General features: G+C 70.2%; 13 protein-coding genes and 1 pseudogene. 4 read left to right on the top strand and 10 right to left on the bottom strand.

Annotated features, from left to right (window positions below; genetic code table 11):
• Positions 1–7: 7 nt before the first annotated feature.
• On the bottom strand, positions 8–3,217 hold the full coding sequence (locus IEZ27_RS49830) for a DNRLRE domain-containing protein (RefSeq protein ID WP_189653681.1): 3,210 nt from the start codon (positions 3,215–3,217) through the stop codon (positions 8–10).
• A gap of 278 nt (positions 3,218–3,495) precedes the next feature.
• On the opposite strand from IEZ27_RS49830, the gene IEZ27_RS49825 reads away from it, so the two are divergent.
• Positions 3,496–6,276, top strand: coding sequence for an AfsR/SARP family transcriptional regulator (locus IEZ27_RS49825; protein ID WP_189653680.1), 2,781 nt, complete (start codon positions 3,496–3,498; stop codon positions 6,274–6,276).
• Between the two features lie 50 nt (positions 6,277–6,326).
• Positions 6,327–6,890: a S1 RNA-binding domain-containing protein gene (locus IEZ27_RS49820; protein WP_229825056.1), complete on the top strand. Its 564-nt coding sequence runs from the start codon at positions 6,327–6,329 to the stop codon at positions 6,888–6,890.
• A gap of 230 nt (positions 6,891–7,120) precedes the next feature.
• On the opposite strand, the gene IEZ27_RS49815 is transcribed toward IEZ27_RS49820, so the two are convergent.
• Positions 7,121–7,711, bottom strand: a complete 591-nt coding sequence (locus tag IEZ27_RS49815; protein ID WP_189653678.1) for a TetR/AcrR family transcriptional regulator — start codon at positions 7,709–7,711, stop codon at positions 7,121–7,123.
• Between the two features lie 78 nt (positions 7,712–7,789).
• Here IEZ27_RS49815 and IEZ27_RS49810 point away from each other — a divergent pair, with 78 nt between their 5' ends.
• Positions 7,790–8,797 carry a hypothetical protein gene (locus IEZ27_RS49810; RefSeq protein ID WP_229825055.1) on the top strand — a complete coding sequence of 336 codons (1,008 nt, stop codon included), beginning with the start codon at positions 7,790–7,792 and terminating at the stop codon, positions 8,795–8,797.
• 34 nt (positions 8,798–8,831) lie between these two features.
• Here the strand turns inward: IEZ27_RS49810 and IEZ27_RS49805 are convergent, their stop codons facing one another.
• The 8 genes and pseudogenes from IEZ27_RS49805 to IEZ27_RS49775 form a co-directional block, all read right to left on the bottom strand.
• Positions 8,832–9,209, bottom strand: a complete 378-nt coding sequence (locus IEZ27_RS49805) for a hypothetical protein (RefSeq protein WP_189653677.1) — start codon at positions 9,207–9,209, stop codon at positions 8,832–8,834.
• Between the two features lie 578 nt (positions 9,210–9,787).
• On the bottom strand, positions 9,788–10,369 hold the full coding sequence (locus IEZ27_RS49800; RefSeq protein WP_189653676.1) for a hypothetical protein: 582 nt from the start codon (positions 10,367–10,369) through the stop codon (positions 9,788–9,790).
• A 159-nt stretch (positions 10,370–10,528) separates the two neighbouring features.
• Positions 10,529–10,876 (bottom strand): hypothetical protein, encoded by a 348-nt coding sequence (locus IEZ27_RS54610; protein WP_229825054.1) that lies wholly within the window; start codon positions 10,874–10,876, stop codon positions 10,529–10,531.
• A 221-nt stretch (positions 10,877–11,097) separates the two neighbouring features.
• Positions 11,098–11,547, bottom strand: a pseudogene (locus IEZ27_RS55710) (TniQ family protein); the annotation flags it as partial.
• A gap of 162 nt (positions 11,548–11,709) precedes the next feature.
• Positions 11,710–12,606: a TniQ family protein gene (locus IEZ27_RS49790; protein ID WP_189653674.1), complete on the bottom strand. Its 897-nt coding sequence runs from the start codon at positions 12,604–12,606 to the stop codon at positions 11,710–11,712.
• A complete protein-coding gene (locus IEZ27_RS49785; RefSeq protein ID WP_189653673.1) occupies positions 12,603–13,643 on the bottom strand; it encodes a TniB family NTP-binding protein in 1,041 nt (346 codons plus the stop codon). Before IEZ27_RS49785 ends, IEZ27_RS49790 begins: the two co-directional genes overlap by 4 nt.
• 1 nt (position 13,644) lies before the next feature.
• Positions 13,645–15,672: a Mu transposase C-terminal domain-containing protein gene (locus IEZ27_RS49780; protein WP_229825053.1), complete on the bottom strand. Its 2,028-nt coding sequence runs from the start codon at positions 15,670–15,672 to the stop codon at positions 13,645–13,647.
• A gap of 7 nt (positions 15,673–15,679) precedes the next feature.
• Positions 15,680–16,423: a TnsA-like heteromeric transposase endonuclease subunit gene (locus IEZ27_RS49775; RefSeq protein ID WP_229825052.1), complete on the bottom strand. Its 744-nt coding sequence runs from the start codon at positions 16,421–16,423 to the stop codon at positions 15,680–15,682.
• 427 nt (positions 16,424–16,850) lie between these two features.
• Between IEZ27_RS49775 and IEZ27_RS49770 the strand changes: the two genes are divergently transcribed.
• Positions 16,851–17,881 (top strand): cytochrome P450 (locus IEZ27_RS49770; RefSeq protein WP_189653672.1); only part of this gene is annotated, 1,031 nt, incomplete at its 3' end.

The following is a 17,881-nucleotide window of genomic DNA, read 5'->3' as shown; positions in this document are numbered from 1 at the left end:
GCCCCGTTCAGGAGATTCCGGTGATCCAGCCGGTCCAGCCCGGACCGCCGACGTTGACCGCCGGCTCCCTGCCGGCGGGCGAACCCGGGTAGAGGTACAAGCCGTCGGAGAGCGCCGCGGTCTGGGCGGCGACCCAGAAGTCGGGACCCTCCTTGCCGGGGGCCGGCCGGAAGGTCTTGACCCCGTCGACGTCGGCGACCGTGCCCTGGAGGTCGCCGGGCGCGGCGATCCACGGGTAGCCGGCGGCCGGCCAGGTCTCGGTGCCGTAGGCGCGTCCCTCGCCGAGCACGTACTCGCCGGAGTCGGTGAACGAGCCCGGGTAGAGCGTCACCGCGCCGCTGTCCCGGCGGCGCAGCACGACGTCCGCGGCGTTCTGCGGGTCGGGGGAGCCGTCGCCGTCCGCGTCGGCGATCACGTCGCCGGGCGTGAAGGCGTCGTAGCCGTCCAGGCTGATCGGCGCGGAGCCGGCGCCGCCGGACGGGACGTCGAGGACGCGCGGCGCGGCCAGCTCGCCGTTGGCCGCCGTGGCCAGGGGACCGGCCACGGTGCCGGTGTAGAGGTTGAGCCGGCCGCCCTCGACCACGATCAGGTCGGCGCCCGGCCGGCCGTCGATGTTGCCGGGAGCGATGATCCGGGTGGCCGCCGACCAGTCGCCGCCGCCGGGATGCCGCAGCTCACGCCTGCCCTCGTGGGACGGCCAGCCGGTGCCCTCGTTGGGGTACAACGACAGCCTGCCCGACGTCGAGCGGACGAAGATGTCCTCGTAGCCGTCCTTGCCCATGCCGTCCTCGGGGCCGACGAAGTCGCCGCGGTGGGCCAGCAGCGCGCCGCCGAAGCCGGAGTAGGCCACGTCGGTGCCGCCGTCGGTGGTGCCGTCGCCCCGGCCGGCGTACAGCCGCAGCGTGCCGCTGTTGTTGGTGGCCAGGATGTCGGGCCGCCCGTCGCCGGTCAGGTCGCCGTCGCGGTCGCCGGACACCGTGCCGTCGGGGTCGGCCACGAAGACCGGCGGCGCGGTGACGATCAGCGTGGTGTTGCTCGCCGACTGCGAGGGCGACCCATCGTACGGCGAGACGTTGCCGGCGACGTCGATGGCGGCGGCGTGCAGCCGGTTGTTGGGCCAGCGGTGCGGATAGATCTCGACGGTCGCCGAGCCGTCGGGCCCGGCCTTGACGTAGGTGCCGCCCCCGCACTTGCCCCCGCCGACCGACAGCGGGAGGTTGAGCCGGTAGCAGAAGCCGTCCAGGTGGGCGTCGCTGGAGGTCAGCGTGACCTTGCGGGTGTAGCGGGCCGGCACCTCGCCCACGTCGATGCGGCGGCCGTCGGCGGAGGTGACGACCGGCTTGGTCGGGGCCGTCTTGTCCACCGTGAACGGGCAGGAGTTGGTGGACCAGTCGCCGTCGACGCCGTCGGAGACGCTGGCGTACCACCAGTAGTACCCGCCGTCCTGCAACTGGTCGGCGGGCACGGTCACGGTCGCGGTCGATCCGCTGGCCACCGTGCGGTTGTCCGACCGCACCGCCGGGCCGTTGTGGAACCAGAGGCCGAAGGCCACGTTGAGGTTCTCGCCGTCGGGGTCGCTGCCCGTCGCCGTCAGCGTGACGTCGGTGTTGCCGACCACCTCCCAGGAGGGGTTGGTGGCGCTGCACGGGATCGCCCGGTCGGAGGAGTTGTTGTTCCACGGCCCCTGGAAGGCGGTCTTGGAGACCAGGCGGGGGGCCCGGTTGTAGGTGACCTGGAGCACCGGGTTGGTGCCGTCCACCCTGAACTTCTTCCAGCCGTAGGCGTCGCTCTCGTTCTGGGCCCGCAACCCGAAGGTGATGTTGCTCTGGCCGTTGTTGGCCGCCTCCTGCACCGCCCCGGCGACCGCGCCGTCGGCGAAGTCCTCGCCCGCCGACCCGCACGAGCCCCAGCCGTGGGCGAAGGACTTGGTCTGCAGGGTGCGGATCCAGCCGGGCTGGTTGTTCCAGGTGACCCAGTTGCCGATCCCGCCGGTCCAGCCCAGATCCACCGCGCGTGCCGAGCAGCTCCAGGAGGAGACGTTGAAGACGTTGAAGGTGGCCGAGATGATGCGCGCGCCCTGGAGGCCGTTGATGTTCATCTCGAAGTAGGCGCGGGCGGTCAGGCCGGTGTCGGTCTCGTGGCCGACCCGGGCCACCGGCGGGTTCTCGCTGCCCACCCGGTTGCCGCCGTCGTAGTAGACGGTGTTGGCGACGCCGGAGCTGCTCGCCTTCTTGACCGCGTTGGCCCAGTGGTTCTTGTAGCCGCCGCTGAAGATCGGGTCGATGACCACCGGGTAGACGGTGGCCGGGTCGTCCAGCAGGGCCTGGTCGGGGGTGATGCGCAGGGTGCCGCCGCCCGCGCCGGGCTCCACGACGGCCTTCATCGGCGCGTTGCGCACCGGGCCGTCCTCGTGCGCCCCGGCCGCCTCGGCCGCGCTGGAGGCGTCCAGGCCCTTGGCGGCGGCGGCGCTGTGGGAGGAGTCCCACATGCGCGGCACCGGCGCCGAGAAGACCGGCGTGCCGCCGCCGTCGGCGGCGGTGATCCCGCCCTCGGCGGTCGCGGTGACGTTCAGGCCGGTCCCGCGGATGCCCAGGCGCAGGGTACGCAGCCGGGGGTCGGCCGCGGCCGCCCGGTCCTTGACGATCAGGTGGTGCACAAAACTGTCGGACTCTGCGATGATCTTCAGGTCGACGCCGGGCAGCACGTCGGCGTACGTGGCGGTGTCGCCGTCCAGCACGGGGGCGGGCAGCCGCGAGGGCCAGGTCAGCGACAGCGTCTTGCCGTCCTTGACCAGGCTCGCCAGCGGCCCGGCGCCGCCGCCTGAGAACGTCATCGGGAACGTCGTGGCCCGGGGGGAGATCGTGCCGTCGGGGTTGCGGCGCAGGGTGTCGTCCACCGGCCGCCAGGCGCCGTCGACCCGGGCGCGCACCGGACGCAGGTGCTCGCGCAGGGTCAGGGTGCCGTCCGGGTTCGCCAGCACGTCGGCGGTCTCGGTGCGGGCGGTGGTCACCTCCACCGGCTTGCCCGACGTCCTGGCCTTGGCCAGCGCCGTCCCCTCGGGGGTCGCGGCGGGCGCGGGCGGGGTTTCGGCCAGCGCCGCGGGGAGCGCGGGGGTCGCGGTCAACAGGAGTGCCGCGGCCAGGACGAGCGTCCCGGCCCGGCGCGCGGACGGCGGGGGCCCGCCGGTCCGTGCGACGGCCCTCAGCTTGTCGATCACTAGTGGGGTTCCTTTCAGCGGGAGGACGTGGCGCCCCGAGGGCGCGACAGGACCGTCGTCAGGGAGTCGTGAATCGCCGGGCACAGGGATCGGCCGCGCCGGACTGTTTCGGTCCGGCGCGGCCGTCGGTAATTGGTCGCCGGTTCACGGCGTGGTCACGTGGATCACGCTAGGACGGCCGATCCTTGATCCACCCTCGTCGGATCCTCGCCGCGTCCTCGCCATTGGACAGCGGTGATGTCCAGGCCGTCGAGGGCCTGGAACAAGGGAGAACGTGTATGGCCACAGCCTGGTTCGGCATGCTCGGACCGATGGACGTCAGGGTGGGCGGGCGCCGGGTGGCGCTGCACGGGCCGCGCCAGGAGAGGACCCTCGCCGCGCTGCTCCTGGACGCCGACCGGGTCGTCACCGTCGACCAGCTCGTGGACGTCGTCTGGGAGGAGCCGCCCGCCTCCGCGCGACGGCAGATCCAGGACCTGGTCACCCGGTTACGCCGGACGCTGGTCGACGCCGGGGCCGCCCCCGGCCTGATCACCACGCAGCGGGCGGGCTACCTGTTGCACCCCGGCGAACGCGGCCTGGACGCCCGGACCTTCGAGAGCCTGACCGCGGCGGCACGGCAGACCGCCCGCGCCGACACGGCCGCGGCCGTCGCCGGCTACCGCGAGGCGCTGTCGCTGTGGCGCGGCCCCTTCCTGGCCGGCATCCGCGGCCGGGCCTTCGAGGGTGCGGCCAGGATCTGGCAGGAACGCCGGCTGGCCGCCGTGGAGGAATGCCTGGCCCTGGAGCTGTCGACGGGCCGCCACCACGAGGTCACCGCCGAGGCCCTGGAACTGGTCGAACAGCACCCCTACCGGGAGTCCCTGGTCGAGCTCCTGATGCGGGCGCTGCACGGCACGGGCAGGCTGGCCGACGCCCTGGACGCCTACCGCGCCCTGCAGAAGCGGCTGGCCGACGAACTCGGGCTCGACCCCGGCGCCGACCTGCGGCGTCTGCACGACACACTGCTGCGTTCCCAGACCGAGGCCGTCCCCGTCGCGCACCCGGCCGGGCACGTCGCGGCGATGCTGCCCCCCGGCGTGTACGGCTTCGCCGGCCGCGCCGCCGAGCTCGCCCGCCTGGACTCCCTGCTCGCCGCGGCGGGGGAGCAGCCGGCCGGCGTCGTCATCGCCGCCGTGACGGGCACCGCGGGCGTGGGCAAGACCGCGCTCGCCGTCCACTGGGCCCACCGCGTACGCGACCGCTTCCCCGACGGCCAGCTCTACGTGAACCTGCGCGGCTTCGACCAGCGCGGACGGCCGACGTCGCCGGTCGAGGCCATGCGCGTGCTCGTCGACGCCCTGGGGGTGCCGGCGAACCGCGTCCCGGCCACCCCCGAGGCGTGGACCGGGCTGTACCGCAGCCTGCTGGCCGGACGCCGGATGCTGATCGTGCTGGACAACGCGCGTGACGCCGAGCAGGTACGCCCGCTGCTGCCCGGCGCGCCCGGCTGCCTGGTGCTGGTGACCAGCCGCGACCAGCTCTCCGGCCTGATCGCCGCCGAGGGCGCCCACCCGGTCCGCCTCGACCTGCTGTCCGTCCCCGAGGCCCGGGAACTGCTGGCCCGCCGGCTCGGCGGCGAACGGGTGGCCGCCGAGCCCGACGCCACGGCCGAGATCATCGCCCGGTGCGCGCGGCTGCCGCTGGCGCTGGCCGTCATCGCGGCGCGGGCGGCCGTCCACCCCGGGTTCCCGCTGGCCGCCATCGCCGGGGAACTGCCCGCCGCCCACGACAACCTGGACGCGTTCGACGCCGACGGCCCCGGCACGCAGCTCCGGTGCGTCTTCTCCTGGTCCCACCAGGGGCTCAGCGCCGAGGCCGGGCGGCTGTTCCGGCTGCTCGGCCTGCACCCCGGCCCCGACCTCAGCCTGCCCGCCGCCGGCAGCCTCGCGGGCCTGCCGGTCGCGCTGGCGCGCCCGCTGCTGGCCGAGTTGTGCCGCGCCCACCTCCTGACCCAGCACGCCCCCGGCCGCTACACCTTCCACGACCTGCTGCGCGCCCACGCCGTCGAGCTCGTCCAGGCGCTCGCCCCCGAGCCGGAACGCCGCGCCGCGACGCGCCGGCTCCTCGACCACTACCTGTACGCCGCCCACGCCGCGGCGCTGCTGCTGAACCCGGTCCGCGACCCGATCTCCCCCGCGCCGCCCGGCGACGGCACGGTCCGCGAGGAGGCGGTGGACGACCGGGCCGCGCTGGCCTGGTTCACCGCCGAGTGCGCCGTGCTCGTCGCCGCCGTCTCCCATGCCGCCGACCAGGGGTTCGACACGCACGCCTGGCAGCTCGGCTGGGCCCTCGCCGACTTCCTCAACCGCCGCGGGATGCGGCACGAGCACCTGGCCGTCCAGACCACCGCGCTGGCCGCCGCCCGGCGCGGCGGCGACCGGCTCGGGCAGGCGTACACCCACGTCAACCTCGGCTGGGCCAACACCGCCGCCGACCGCTTCGAGGAGGCCCGCGGCCACTTCCTGCTCGCCCTCGACCTGTACGCCGACCTCGGCGAGTCCACCGGCCTGGCCCGCGTCCACGGCAACCTGTCCACCATGTTCGGCTGGAAGGGCCACCACCAGGACGCCCTCGGTCACGCCGTCCAGGCGCTCACCCTGTACCGGGCGGCGGGCCACCTGACCGGGCAGGCCCGCGCGCTCAACGCCGTCGGCTGGTTCCACGCCCAGCTCGGCGACCAGGAACAGGCGCTCGACCACTGCCGCCAGGCGCTCGACCTGCACCAGCGGCTCGACGACCGGCTCGGGCAGGCCAACTCGTGCGACAGCCTCGGCTACGCCTGCCACCGCCTCGGCCGCCACGAGGAGGCCGTCTCCTGGTACGAGCGCGCCGTCGAGCTGTTCCGCGACGCCGGCGACCGCTACCACCAGGCCGACACGCTCACCCGCCTCGGCGACACCCTGGACGAGGCGGCCCTCCCGGACGCCGCCGCCCGCGCGTGGCGGCAGGCGCTGGTCCTCCTCGAAGAGCTCGAACACCCCTCCGCCGCCCAGCTCAGAACCCGCCTGCCCGCCTGACCGAGCACGTACGACGTGGTGGACCCACCTTGGGCTGTCATCATGGGGGCGTGGAGGAGGAATCGCCCGTCACCGCGTTCCTGCGGACCGTGAACGCCGGTGACGTGCTCTCCGGGACCGTCGCGGAGATCACGCGATCGGGCGCGGTCGCGGCCGTCGAACGCTTCGGCGTCTTCGTCGACCTGGACGAGACCCCCGCCCATCCCGTCTTCCCCGGCGTCGGCTTCATCACCATTCCCGACCTGTCCTGGCACCGCTTCGAGGACCCGTACGAGATCGTCGCCGTGGGGCAGCGGGTCACCTGCGAGTTCCTCGTCTTCGACACCCACAACGGCGAGGCCCGGCTGTCGCTGCGCGCGACGCGGCCCGACCCGTTCCAGGGGTTCGCCCGCCACACCCACGTCGGTCAGGTCCTGCGCGGCCGGGTCACCCAGGTGCTGCCCTTCGGCGTCTTCGTCCGCGTGGCGGACGGCGTCGAGGGCCTGATCCACCTCCCCCGTCCCACCGGCGACCCGGCCGGCGCCCCCCGGCCCGGCGACGAGATCACCGTGACCGTCACCGAGATCGACACCCCTCGCCGCCTCCTCACCCTGTCCCGAGAGGCCGCGAGGTGACGCCAGGCGTCCGGCTGCGCCGCCTACGGCACCACCTACCACGCCGGCGGCGCGCTGGGCTTGTCCCATCAGCGCATCTCTCAGATCGTCCCTCGCACCACTGCCTGGTCGCGAGCCATGCCCTTCGACGCGGCGTGCGCGAGATGACAGGGGAGGGGCTGCGGCCGGCCTGGGGGTGACGCCCTCCCGGGGGCCTGGCCTTCGCCGCCGTACGGCGGATCGCGGCAGCGTCAGTCCGCGGCTGCGGCGTCGATGTTGCCGACGGTCAGGTCCGTCAGTGCCGCGATGGCCTCGGCGGCGGTGGCACGCCCCCGGTTCAGCTCCGCGGCGATCGCCTCGGCCGCGCCCAGCACGCCGACGCAGCGGAGCCGGAGTGCTTCCCGCGTGAGCCCCGAGTACGGCCGCAGGGCGGTGGCCATCAGGTCCGTGTAGCCGTCGAGCAGCTCGCGCTCGATCGCCTCCATCTCCTGGCTGCCCTTGAGCGCGGCCGAGACGGCGGTCCACTCCGGCATGTCGGTGGCGCAGGCGAAGTAGGCGGCGCTCAGGACACGGGCGATCTCGCGGGGGACGGCCGGGGCGTCACGCAGGGCCTCCTCCGAGGCGGCCCGGTGTCGCTCGTCGAGCCGCCGGTAGAGCGCGATCAGCAGGCCGGGGCGGGTGCCGAAATGGTCGTAGACGACCGGCCTGCTCACTCCGGCGGCCTCCGCGAGGCTGAGCAGCGTGAGGTTGTCGGTGCCATGGGCGCGCACGATCGCCATGGCGGTGTCGAGCAACTGCTCCCGCCTGGCCGGTTTGGACAGGCGAGTCGATCCGGTGGCCATCGTCCTCCCTTGCGTCGCCTCTCAGCTTAAGCTACAAAATGTAAGTTACAGAATGTAGGTTAGTGAGAGGACATCACCGTGGAGCACTCCGTACTGATCTTGGGTGGATCCGGCCAGGCGGGCGCGGCGACCGCGACCCTCCTGCGCCGGTGGTATCCGGAGCTGCCGCTGACGATCGCGGGCCGCGATCTCGGCCGCGCCCGGCGGGTCGCCGACGAGCTCGGCGGCGCGACCGCCGCCACCATCGATCTGCGGCGCGCCGACCTCGGCCTCCAGGAGACCGGCGGCTACTCGGCGGTCGTGGCGACGGTCTGGGACAGCCACCTGAACGGACTGCGTTACACGCAGGACCGCGGCCTGCCGTACGTCAGCATCTCCAGCGGCCTGGTCGACATCGGACCCGAGGTCGTCGCCGCCGGCCTGCGAGCCGGCGCGGCGCCGATCCTGCTGGCCAGCCACTGGTACGCGGGGCTCGTCGTGCTCGTGGTGCTCGGCCTGGCCAGGGAGTTCGACCGGCTCGACACCATCGAGGTCGGCGGCGTGCTGGACGAACAGGACAGCGGCGGTCCCGCGGCCACGGCGGACATGGAACGCCTGCTGGCCGCCGCCTCGGCGGGGCACGTCCGCCGCGACGGCGTCTTCCACTGGGTCGGCGGCCCCGACGCGGAGGTGGAGGTCACCAGCGTCGACGGCACCGTGTTGCCCGGCCAGATCGTCCCCATCCTCGACGTGCCGAGCCTGGCCCTCGCGACGGGCGCGCCCAACGTCCGCTTCGCGTTCGCGATCGGTGAATCGGCGGGCAGGCGGCGCGGCGGGCCCGCGTCCACGGAGGTCAGGATCGACCTCGAAGGCGTGGACCGCGCGGGCGCGCCACTCAGGACGAGCCACTACCTCTACCACCCGGAGGGGCAGCGCCCCCTGACGGCGCTCGGCGTCGCCCTCGGCGTCGAACGACTGCTCGGCCTGCGCGGCGCCCCCGTACCGCCCGGCCTCCACACCCCCGAGGCGCTGATCGACCCCGGCTACGCGGCCGAGCGGATGGCGGAGATCGGCGCCGTCCTCACCGACGCGCACGGCGACCGCTGACGCGCCTACTGGCCAGGAGAGGCCCGCGGAGTATTCAGGGAACCGGAATCCCGTGCGCTTGAAGCCGGGAGAGAATCAGTTCCCGGAGTTCGCGTTCTTGGGCGGCGGCTTCGTGACGTCCGGTGCGATCGGCGGCCGCGGCCCAGCGTTCGAGGACGTCGATCGCGAGAAGCCATTGGGCGATCGTGAGCTTGGGTTTCACGATCTCGCCCGGTGGCGGCCACGAGCCGGAGCCGGGAACGCCGGGTGTCCAGAGGACGATCTGATCCCAACCGGCCCTTCGGATGCTGCGCGCGAGGTCGGCCCGTCGGCGATTGCCGTTCACCGTCTCGATGCTGGAGTCATTGTCCATGGACGCGTCGATGAGCCCCCACTGGCGGAGTGGCATCGCGATGATCAGGCCGGCACTCATGTCGGCATGGTGCCGAGACCGCGAAGGGTGGTCAAGGGGATCAGCAGGCCCCGGTGTGGCAGCGCCGTGGGCGCATCGCGGGCCGCTCGTAGTACGCGTTCGCGAGGCTGGTCTCGTTCGCGGCCGTGTACTCCTCGGCGATCCTGTCGTAGTCGTTGAATGGGGAGGGGTGTGCGACGGCAGATCCGGATCAAGCATGCGAACGGACTGAGATCCCTTGTGCCGCACTGATGTCTGGGCGCAGCGAAGATGACAGTGAGAGCTGCTCCCAACCTGGGCACTGTCACTTTGATGCTCGTCTAAATACCGGTGTTTGTGTCATCGAAGATGACAGTTTCCAGCCGAAGATCAACTGTCACGAATGTGCCCAGGGCTCAAGAGACGAGATATCCCTGCCGTGAAGGAAACTGCTCCGGGCCGGGATGTGGGCCCAGAGCGGTCAGGCGCGTGCGGAGGGAAGATTCGAGGTTCAGGCGGTTATCGGGGGCCGCCGAGCGCAATTGGGGACTAAGGACTGTTTCTGGGATCAGGTGCGGAGCCAGATGATCAGGGCGATCGCTACCCGGATGAGAGGCTCCCTACTCGGACTCACTCCAGAGGTACCAGGGGCCGTGCCAGTGTTCGTAGAGCTCCTCGCCCTCGGGCTCAGGCGGCTCGACCTCAGGGCTCCAGGCGAATCCGGTGGTACCGAGAAACCCGGTGCCGTCGATGGCGAAACGCACTCCGCCAGGGATCCTCTCAGCCCGTCCGACCGGGAACAGCCCTATCCATTCGTCGTCTGCGGGCAGCGGCGCGCCGTGTGAGATGGCCCGGGCGCGGCCGTCGAGGGCGGGGCGTGACAGGGCGAAGCGCGCCTCCAGGGGCGCACCCACGTATAGCAGGCCGCAAACCAGCAGAACGATCAGGGGCGGCAATGACCACACCGGCCATTCGCGGCGCAACCGCGCTAAAGGTTCACGCCTGAACAGCATGCGGCCCAACGTGAGCAGCCATATGAGACCGATGAAGACCCAGGCATTGGTGATCAACGCCAGCCACATCAGGTACCAACCTGGAACGCTCGTCGCCCATACGGTCGCCAGGGCCGCGACGACCGCTGGCACGATCGCCACCGCCCGCCCAGGCCGCCAGGTGTCGGGGACGGTCTCCGCCGTGTCCATGCCACGAGCATAGAGATCCACTGTCAGCGGCGAGCGTTAGGCCGCTCACGCAGAGACGACGAGGCGATGCCCCCTCGCCGGATCGCTGCGACAGGTTCTCACCCGCTTCCGGTCACAACGGCTGACTCGTTCGGAGGGTCCGGAGTTGAAGAGAGCCTCTCACTGCAGGGATGGCCGGACGCCTGCGGTGGTCTGCCAGGGACGAATACCTTCGCCGGCCAGGAGCAGTGCTGCCTCGGGCAAGTCGAGATCTTCGACGGTCTCGGGTGGGTGCAGGTGGTGGGGCGCGCCCGGTTCCCAGAGGGCGAGCGGTTTGAGCAGAGCAGGGTCGACAGTTCTGATCTTGAGATGGTTGAGGACTCGTCTGGTGACCGCGGTGGGGTGGTAGTCGTCGCAGAACTCGTGCCAGAGGATGCCGGCCCAGGGGTCGTAGCGGCGTTGGTCCATGAAGTAGCGCAGCGCGTCCAGCAGGCTGCCGCCAAGGCGGACTTCGTCGACGATGAGCATTGCAGCGGCGCTGAGCAGCGGCCCAGGCTGGTAGGAGAGCAGGTCGCCGCAGAGCTCGTGCTGATCTGGGGGATCGGCTGATCGCATACGGCCCCGCTGAGAAGAGCGCCGCACTGCAACGGGGCCGGCATCCGTGAGCGAGACAGACGCGCAGGCTGGCCGGCGGGACCTCGTCGCACGAAAACGCGGCATCTCGGGCAGAGATCCACCAGCAGCGTCCGATGCTCGGGACAGACTGCGGCCCAGCTCAGCTTCCACCAGCCCAGCCACGCTCCGTTCGAAGCCGTCAGGCACTTTGGGCATGCCCGGCTGCCGAAGAGTTGCGCCCACTCACGGGTCTCTGCCCGGCGGACTGACTCCTTGTCGCCCACGCGGACGCTTGCCAGGTCCACGGCCGAGCCGTCGAACATCTCCAGGTGCATCCCACGGACAATCTCGGAGCTCAGGCCTGTAGCAGCCTCGATCGCCCTGCACGCCTCCGGCGTCGTGACGACGCCGTACGCCAGTGACCGGACGTCACTCGACGCGCGTACATCCAGTCCAAACGCCTTGACCATCGTCCACGGCGGACATCCGTTCCGCAGTGCCATCCGATCAATCCACGACGCGAACGACTCACCGTACGCCGGCGCCACCACCAACGCCAGCCGCCGGGGCCAGACCGCCACCATTCCCGGGCCGAACCTCCTGCCGTACACGCCTGTCCTGTCTCATTTAACGTGGGCTGATCTTGATGTCGGCCTGCGGCTGAGCAAGTTCATTGAGACAGCTCGGGGTCAGATGATCTGCTGGCCGGAGGGGCGGACCGATGATCAACGGCGGTGTCTCGATATTCATGCGTGGAAGGGTGGCCCTGAGCTGGCACTTGTCATTTTCGCTGAGATGGATGCCAAGGATGTCTCAATGAAGGTGGCAACTTCACGGCGTGGCAGGAGGTCGAGGCGGATGCCCAGCCGACGCTCGACTGCCTGTGACAAGCGGGACGGTGGCAGAAGTCTGTTGGTGAGTAGCCCGGTGAGTGAGACGGCTTCGGGATAGACGACCAGGGCGGCGCGTTGTCTGGAGGGCAGGTTCGGGTTGCCGTAGGGGTCCTCGCCGAGCAACGCCAGCCGCTGCGTCCAGCGCTCTTGGAGCTCGGGCTGAGCCTTCGTCTCGCACCAACGCCGGAGTTGGTGCGAGATGTTGATGTAGGCCAGGCCGAACGCCAGCGGGTCGTGTCGAGACGCCATCCGGCGGTGTCGACGATTGGCACGCAGCATCGCCGGCAGAGCATCAAGCCGAAACTGTTCCTCGGACGGGAGCCAGCGGCGGTGGACCAGGCAGACGCTTTCGTGTGGGAGGGTTCGGCGGATGGCCAGGCCGCGAATGCCGTGCTTGGCGGTGCAGCAGCGGCAGGCTGCGGTGCGCCAGCGGCGTGTGAGTTCGGGCAGCGGAGCGCGGTGAAGAATCGGCAGGCTGGGCTGGAGATCTTTGAACTGGAACAGCGCCCTATCCAGATTGGCGACGGTGCGCCCGGTGAGTCGCGCGAGGTCGGCCAGACAGCTGGGTGACCAGCCCGAGAGCGTGTCCTGCTCCCGGTTGCAGGAGGTGGGCAACTCTTCGCTGATCACGGCGGTGATGACCCCGACCGAGATGCGGTTGGCGTCAGCCAGCCGGTGCAGGTAAGAGCCCAAAAGCTCGCCCTGGACGGGGCCGAAGGATATTGGCAGACGTCGTGGCGGGATCTTCATGCCGTCTTCTTGCCGCGGGGAGGTCGTCGGGCGACTGGTCGGCAGCCTTCAGCGGCCTGATCGATATCGACGCTGGCAAGGCTGGCGCGGGTGATCTTCTCAGTGCCGTTCAAGATGGCGTCCAGCGCGGCCTCGCGGATCAGATGCGACAGACTGCCGATCATTCCGCTGGTGCGTTCGTGGAGGTAGGGGCTGAGTTTGAGCAGCGTGCCCGATTGGTGGGCGTCCAGGCGCAGAGCCTGCTCCAACGTGGCCACCAAGGCTTGCCAGTCGCGCCGGTCGTCGGCGGTGCGGTGAGGGAAGGCCGCGGTCGGGATGAGGCTGTAGCGGCTGGCGATCTGCGCGCCGCGCCTGCCGGTGAACAGGCCGGTGCCTTCCAAGTCCACTCCGGCCAGCACGAAGGTCGCGGGGATGCGTTCGGACAGGTACTTGATCTGGTCGGAGGCCTCGGCGCCGATGCGGGTGCGGATATCAAGGTTGTGCAGTTCGTCGATCAGGACGAGCCGGGTGCTGAGGGTGCCGAGCAGGTCGCAGACGCGGTTGGTGACCTCCACCTGGCTGAAGCGAGCGGGCATGGGCAGTCCGATGAACCGGGCCAGCTCGATCGCCAGCATCTTCGGGGTGGCTGCAGGCGGAACGGTGACATAGACCACTGGCAAGGCCCCGGGACCGAGTTCGCCCCGGCGACGGGCCAACTGCTCGTAGTTCTTGCCCAACTGGGTGATCGCGGTGGTCTTGCCGGTGCCGGCAGGACCGGAGATGATCAGACCCCGTCGGGCCGAGCGCTGGCTGCGGTTGAGCAGGATGCGCTTGCGGCCGCTGGTGGCGACATGCCGGATCGTCGGCGTGGAGACGATGACCAGCTGAGCGTGATAGTCCAGCCGAGACTGCTCGTAGGCGGCGCATTCATGCTCACTCATCCGCTGCAGTTGCGCTGGAGGCACCAGCACGGGGGCGGCGATCTGCTCGGCGACGAACTCAGCCCAGCCCTCCTTGCTGGTTAACGGGTGGTGCGGCTCGCCAGGGCTGAGAAGCATGTCATCGGCTCCCATCGGTGAAGGCGTCGAACACGCCGAACGGGATCACTTGTGCCAGCTCACCCTCGCCGTCTTCCTCGGCGGCGTTCGCGGTGGCTGTCTCGCTGGGGGCGGGACGCAAGGGCGTGGCCGAAGCCGAGCGGGTCCGCGCGACAACTCGGCGATCAGGGCCGGTTCCCGCACGTTGCAGCAAGTCCTCCACGACTTTGGCGATCTCGTTTTCGTCGCAGTCATCCCCACCGCGGGCGGCCAGCAAGGCTCGAGCGTGTCGCCAGGTGAAGTCGGCGAACGGCGCCGAGACGGTGTGCAAGCGGGTCCAAGGGACGGTGATCCAGCCACCGGCGCGGTTGTCGCGGACCCAGACGTGCGACAGATCGTAGGGGTCGTAGTGGACCTCCCAAAGGCCGCCCTTGGTATCCAGGCCCGAATGCTGGCGCCGATAGGGAGCCAGTTCCCGGCAGTCGTAGGTGCGGTAGTCCAGGCGGACCCCGTAGTCGTTGATCTTTCGCCACTCCATGGGGAGCAGCTCCAGATAGTCCTCGCCGTTCAGCGTGATCGGCAGATATCCGGTCCGTGCGACCAGCAACGCATAGGCCTCGTTCGGGGACATGGCTCGCCCCGGGAGGAAGGGGCTGCGCAGTCCGTCGTGGGGCCGGGTCTGCCAGCAGGCCAGAACCCATTCCTGGAACAGGTCGGCCAGTTCCCCAAGGGTCCAAACGGCCTGGATGTCCTGGCCTCGCTGGGTGACGTTGGAGCCAACGTAACCGGCCACGTGCTGGCAAAACAGCGTGTTGATGGAGGCGAAGGTCCGTTCGACCACGCCTTTGTCGGTCGGTGTCGCGGGCCGGGCAGGCTGCACCGAGATCCCCAGGGTGCGGCAGGCCGCGATGAAGGTCTGGGAGACGAACACCTTGCCCCGGTCGACCACGATGGTGTCGGGGACGATCACCGGCTTGGCCGCCGCGTGCTCCAGCCTGGCGTCGATGCTCATCAGCCGCTGGTGAGGGATCAACGAGGCCGACATGCGCAGCGCCTCGGCCCATCCCGGCCGCATCGGCTCCGGCACCAACGTGCGGGCCAGCAGCAGCGCCGCGTCCACCGCCTTGGTGCCGGCCGGCCGCAAGATCGCAGCGCAGATGGTGCGCGTGGCGACATCGACCGCGATGCTCAGCTCCACCCGTCCCGTCACGCCATCGTCCAAGACCGCCAGCACGTCCAAAGGCGTCGTGTCGATTTGCACGACTTCACCTGGGCGGATGGCATCCGAAGCGGTGAACGGAGCCTGAGGGCGCAGGGCGCGCGATCGCCGACTGCCGGCGGAACCGAAGCTGTGCCGTCCTCCATCCATGGCGGTGAGCAGTCGATAGAAGGTCGCCCGCGACGGCATTGTCACCTCGCCTTCGCCATAGCGTTCGGCCACCAGTTGCTGTGCCTGACGGAAAATGCGTCCGCGCGTGCCCGTCGAGACTGTCTCTTGCGCCGCCAGTAGTTCCTCGACGATCTCCACGACCCGCTCGTCGCAACGTCCGGTTGGGGAAGACAGCCGAGTCGCCCGGTGATCAACTAGTCCCCACAGACCCTGCTCACGCCAGCGGCGCCGCATCCGGTGAATGGTCGTCGCCGAGGTCGGTGTCCCGCTGGCGGTCAGTTCCGCTGCCTTGGCCGCTATGCGTTCCACCACGGTGTGCCAGGTCGGGTCATACTCTGGCTTGGGCCTCGCGCCCTCCTCGGCCTTCGGCGGGCGACCCGTCTCCACCTCGATCAGATGCTGCTCCCACCAATGTGCCCTGCGGAGCAGTTTCTCCGGAACTGTCGCCAGCAGCCCGAACGGAGGAACCCCGACCGTCTCGATCTCCCGGCCCACGACCTCGAAATCCTCGGCCGACAGCAACTGCGAGAACATCACCAAGGACGCGCTTCCGTTCTCGCCCACCAGGCGCACGATGGTCCCCTCCAGGCCAACCACCGTGTGAACCCGTCCGTCGAAGCGCACCCGGTCGCCGACCCGGACCTCCCCATGTGCCGTCACGGCGCCGTCACCGTCCTGCCCGGCAGACGATGGTGTGCTCGCTGAACGGGCGCGACAGGTCGGCCGACAACTCACCCCGCCAAAGCAGGTGGAAGACCACGGGCAGCACCTCGAGCGGATCCCCGACTTCGGCTGCCTGCCGCGTTAAGGGCGCCGGCAGGGTGAACGCGGCCATGACAGCCGCGGCCAGCGATCTCGCCTGACCGTGACGCTTGTGCCGGTAGCCAGCAAGCCATCGCAGATTCCCCACGCGCGCCGCGTCGATCTCGCCGACCAGTCGATAGCCCCAGCCCAAACGTTGACACGCTCGGCGGGTGAACTCGAAGGCCTCAGCCGAGCGCTCGTCGACCCGCTTCTCGGGACGGCAGTCGATCACCCAAGCGCCACCGTCCATGCGCCGGGCGAAGAAGTCCGGCGCATGCTGTCGGCGGCGGCCTCCGACCTCCCACGCCAACCAGAACGGCTGGGAGGAGAAGGCGGTGACCGCTGGGTCGAAGTCCAGGAGCATCGCGTGATCGCGCTCCAGCCAGGACTCGAACCCCACGTGCGCATCGAGACTGGCTGCGTAGTACAGACCCGGGAAGTTCCGCAGTCCCCGGTAGGCAGGGAACTGACGCACCGGGCGTACGGCCTCGAAGGCGACATTGCCCACCTCACTCAGCAGCCCCCGGACCTCCGCGCCATCTTGCACCCAGGCCATGACAGCCGCGTCGAGAGCAGCATCCTCCAAGAGCTCACCAATCTCACTCACGCCGCCACTGTGCGTGATCCATTGAGACACGTCATCTTGGATGAGACGGAAGTGACCTCAAAGCGGGCAACACCTGTCTCTCTCGCCACATCGGCCGAGAAGCTGGCTCCGCACGTCAGGACTGCTGAGACCCTGCCACCTCTAGTGAGAACGGACAGCCGTACACGCCGCTACTGCCAACCTCGATTGCGCGCTTCCATGTCCGCTTCCAGTTGCCGTGACGGACTGTCGTCTTCAAGGCCGCCAGACATCAGACAACGGTTTCGCGGGGAAGTCTTGACGTATCAAATGAATGCTTTTTTAATTCGGTTCAGTGACGTGAACCACCCCGAACGGAAGGCAGACGAGGACGTAAGAAGGGGAGCCAGGTTGTGAAGACTCAGATCGACTCCGGCCGGTGCATCGACGTCAGGGATGGAGCTGCGAGATGACCGTGGACGACCGTTTCGGCCCGGAGCTGGAAGAGACGCGCAGGAACCGCCTGCGCGGTACCGTCAGCGAGATCGTCACCGATCCGGTCTCCGACTGGGCCACCGACTTCTCCCACGTCGACCCCCAATGGGCCGCCGACCCGTACCCGATCCAGGACGACCTGCGGCAACGCTGCCCGATCGCGCACACCGAGCGGTTCGGCGGCGTGTGGATCCCCACCCGCTACGAGGACGTCGCGGCCATCGCCTACGACACCGACCGGTTCTCCTCGCGGGCGGTCGTCGTCGGCAACGTCAAGCCGCCCCGGGAGCTCGCGCCGGTGGGCGGCGTCCCGCCGATCTCGTCCGACCCGCCCTTCCATCACGACGCCCGCAAGCTGCTGCTCCCGGCCTTCACCAAGACGGCGGTCGCGCGGCGTGAGGCGTCGACGCGGGCGTTGTGCCACGAGCTGATCGACGGCCTGGAGGGGCGGGAGGTCGTGGACGCGGCCCGCGAGTACGCCCAGTACATCCCGATGCGGGTGATCGCCGACATGCTGGGCTTCCCACTCGAGGACGCCGACCGGTTCCAGGGGTTCGTGGAGAACGCCCTGGAAAGCGTCAACGAGCCGAACGAGAAACGGCTCGAACGCATCTCCGAGTTGTCGGACTACCTGGTCGCGCAGATCCACGACCACCTGGCCGACCCGCGCGACGACCTCACGACGTACCTGCTCGACGCCGAGCTCAACGGCGCGAAGCTGGACCCGGTCCATGTGGTCGGGACGATGACGTTGCTGCTGATCGCGGGCATCGACACCACCTGGAGCGCCATCGGCGCCTCACTCTGGCACCTGGCCAAGACCCCCGCGGACCGACGGCGCCTGGTCGCCGAACCCGCACTCCTCCCGACGGCCGTGGAGGAATTCCTGCGCGCCTACGCGCCCGTCACCATGGCCCGCCTCGTCAAACACGACATGCACTGGAACGGCGTCGACATGAAGGCCGACGACTGGATCCTGCTCTCCTTCCCCGCCGCCAACCGCGA

It is taken from the genome of Nonomuraea spiralis (genome assembly GCF_014648435.1).
GTDB classification, from domain to species: domain Bacteria; phylum Actinomycetota; class Actinomycetes; order Streptosporangiales; family Streptosporangiaceae; genus Nonomuraea; species Nonomuraea spiralis.
The sequence above is the reverse complement of the archived record's forward strand: the minus strand, read 5'-3'. Positions and strand labels throughout refer to the sequence as shown.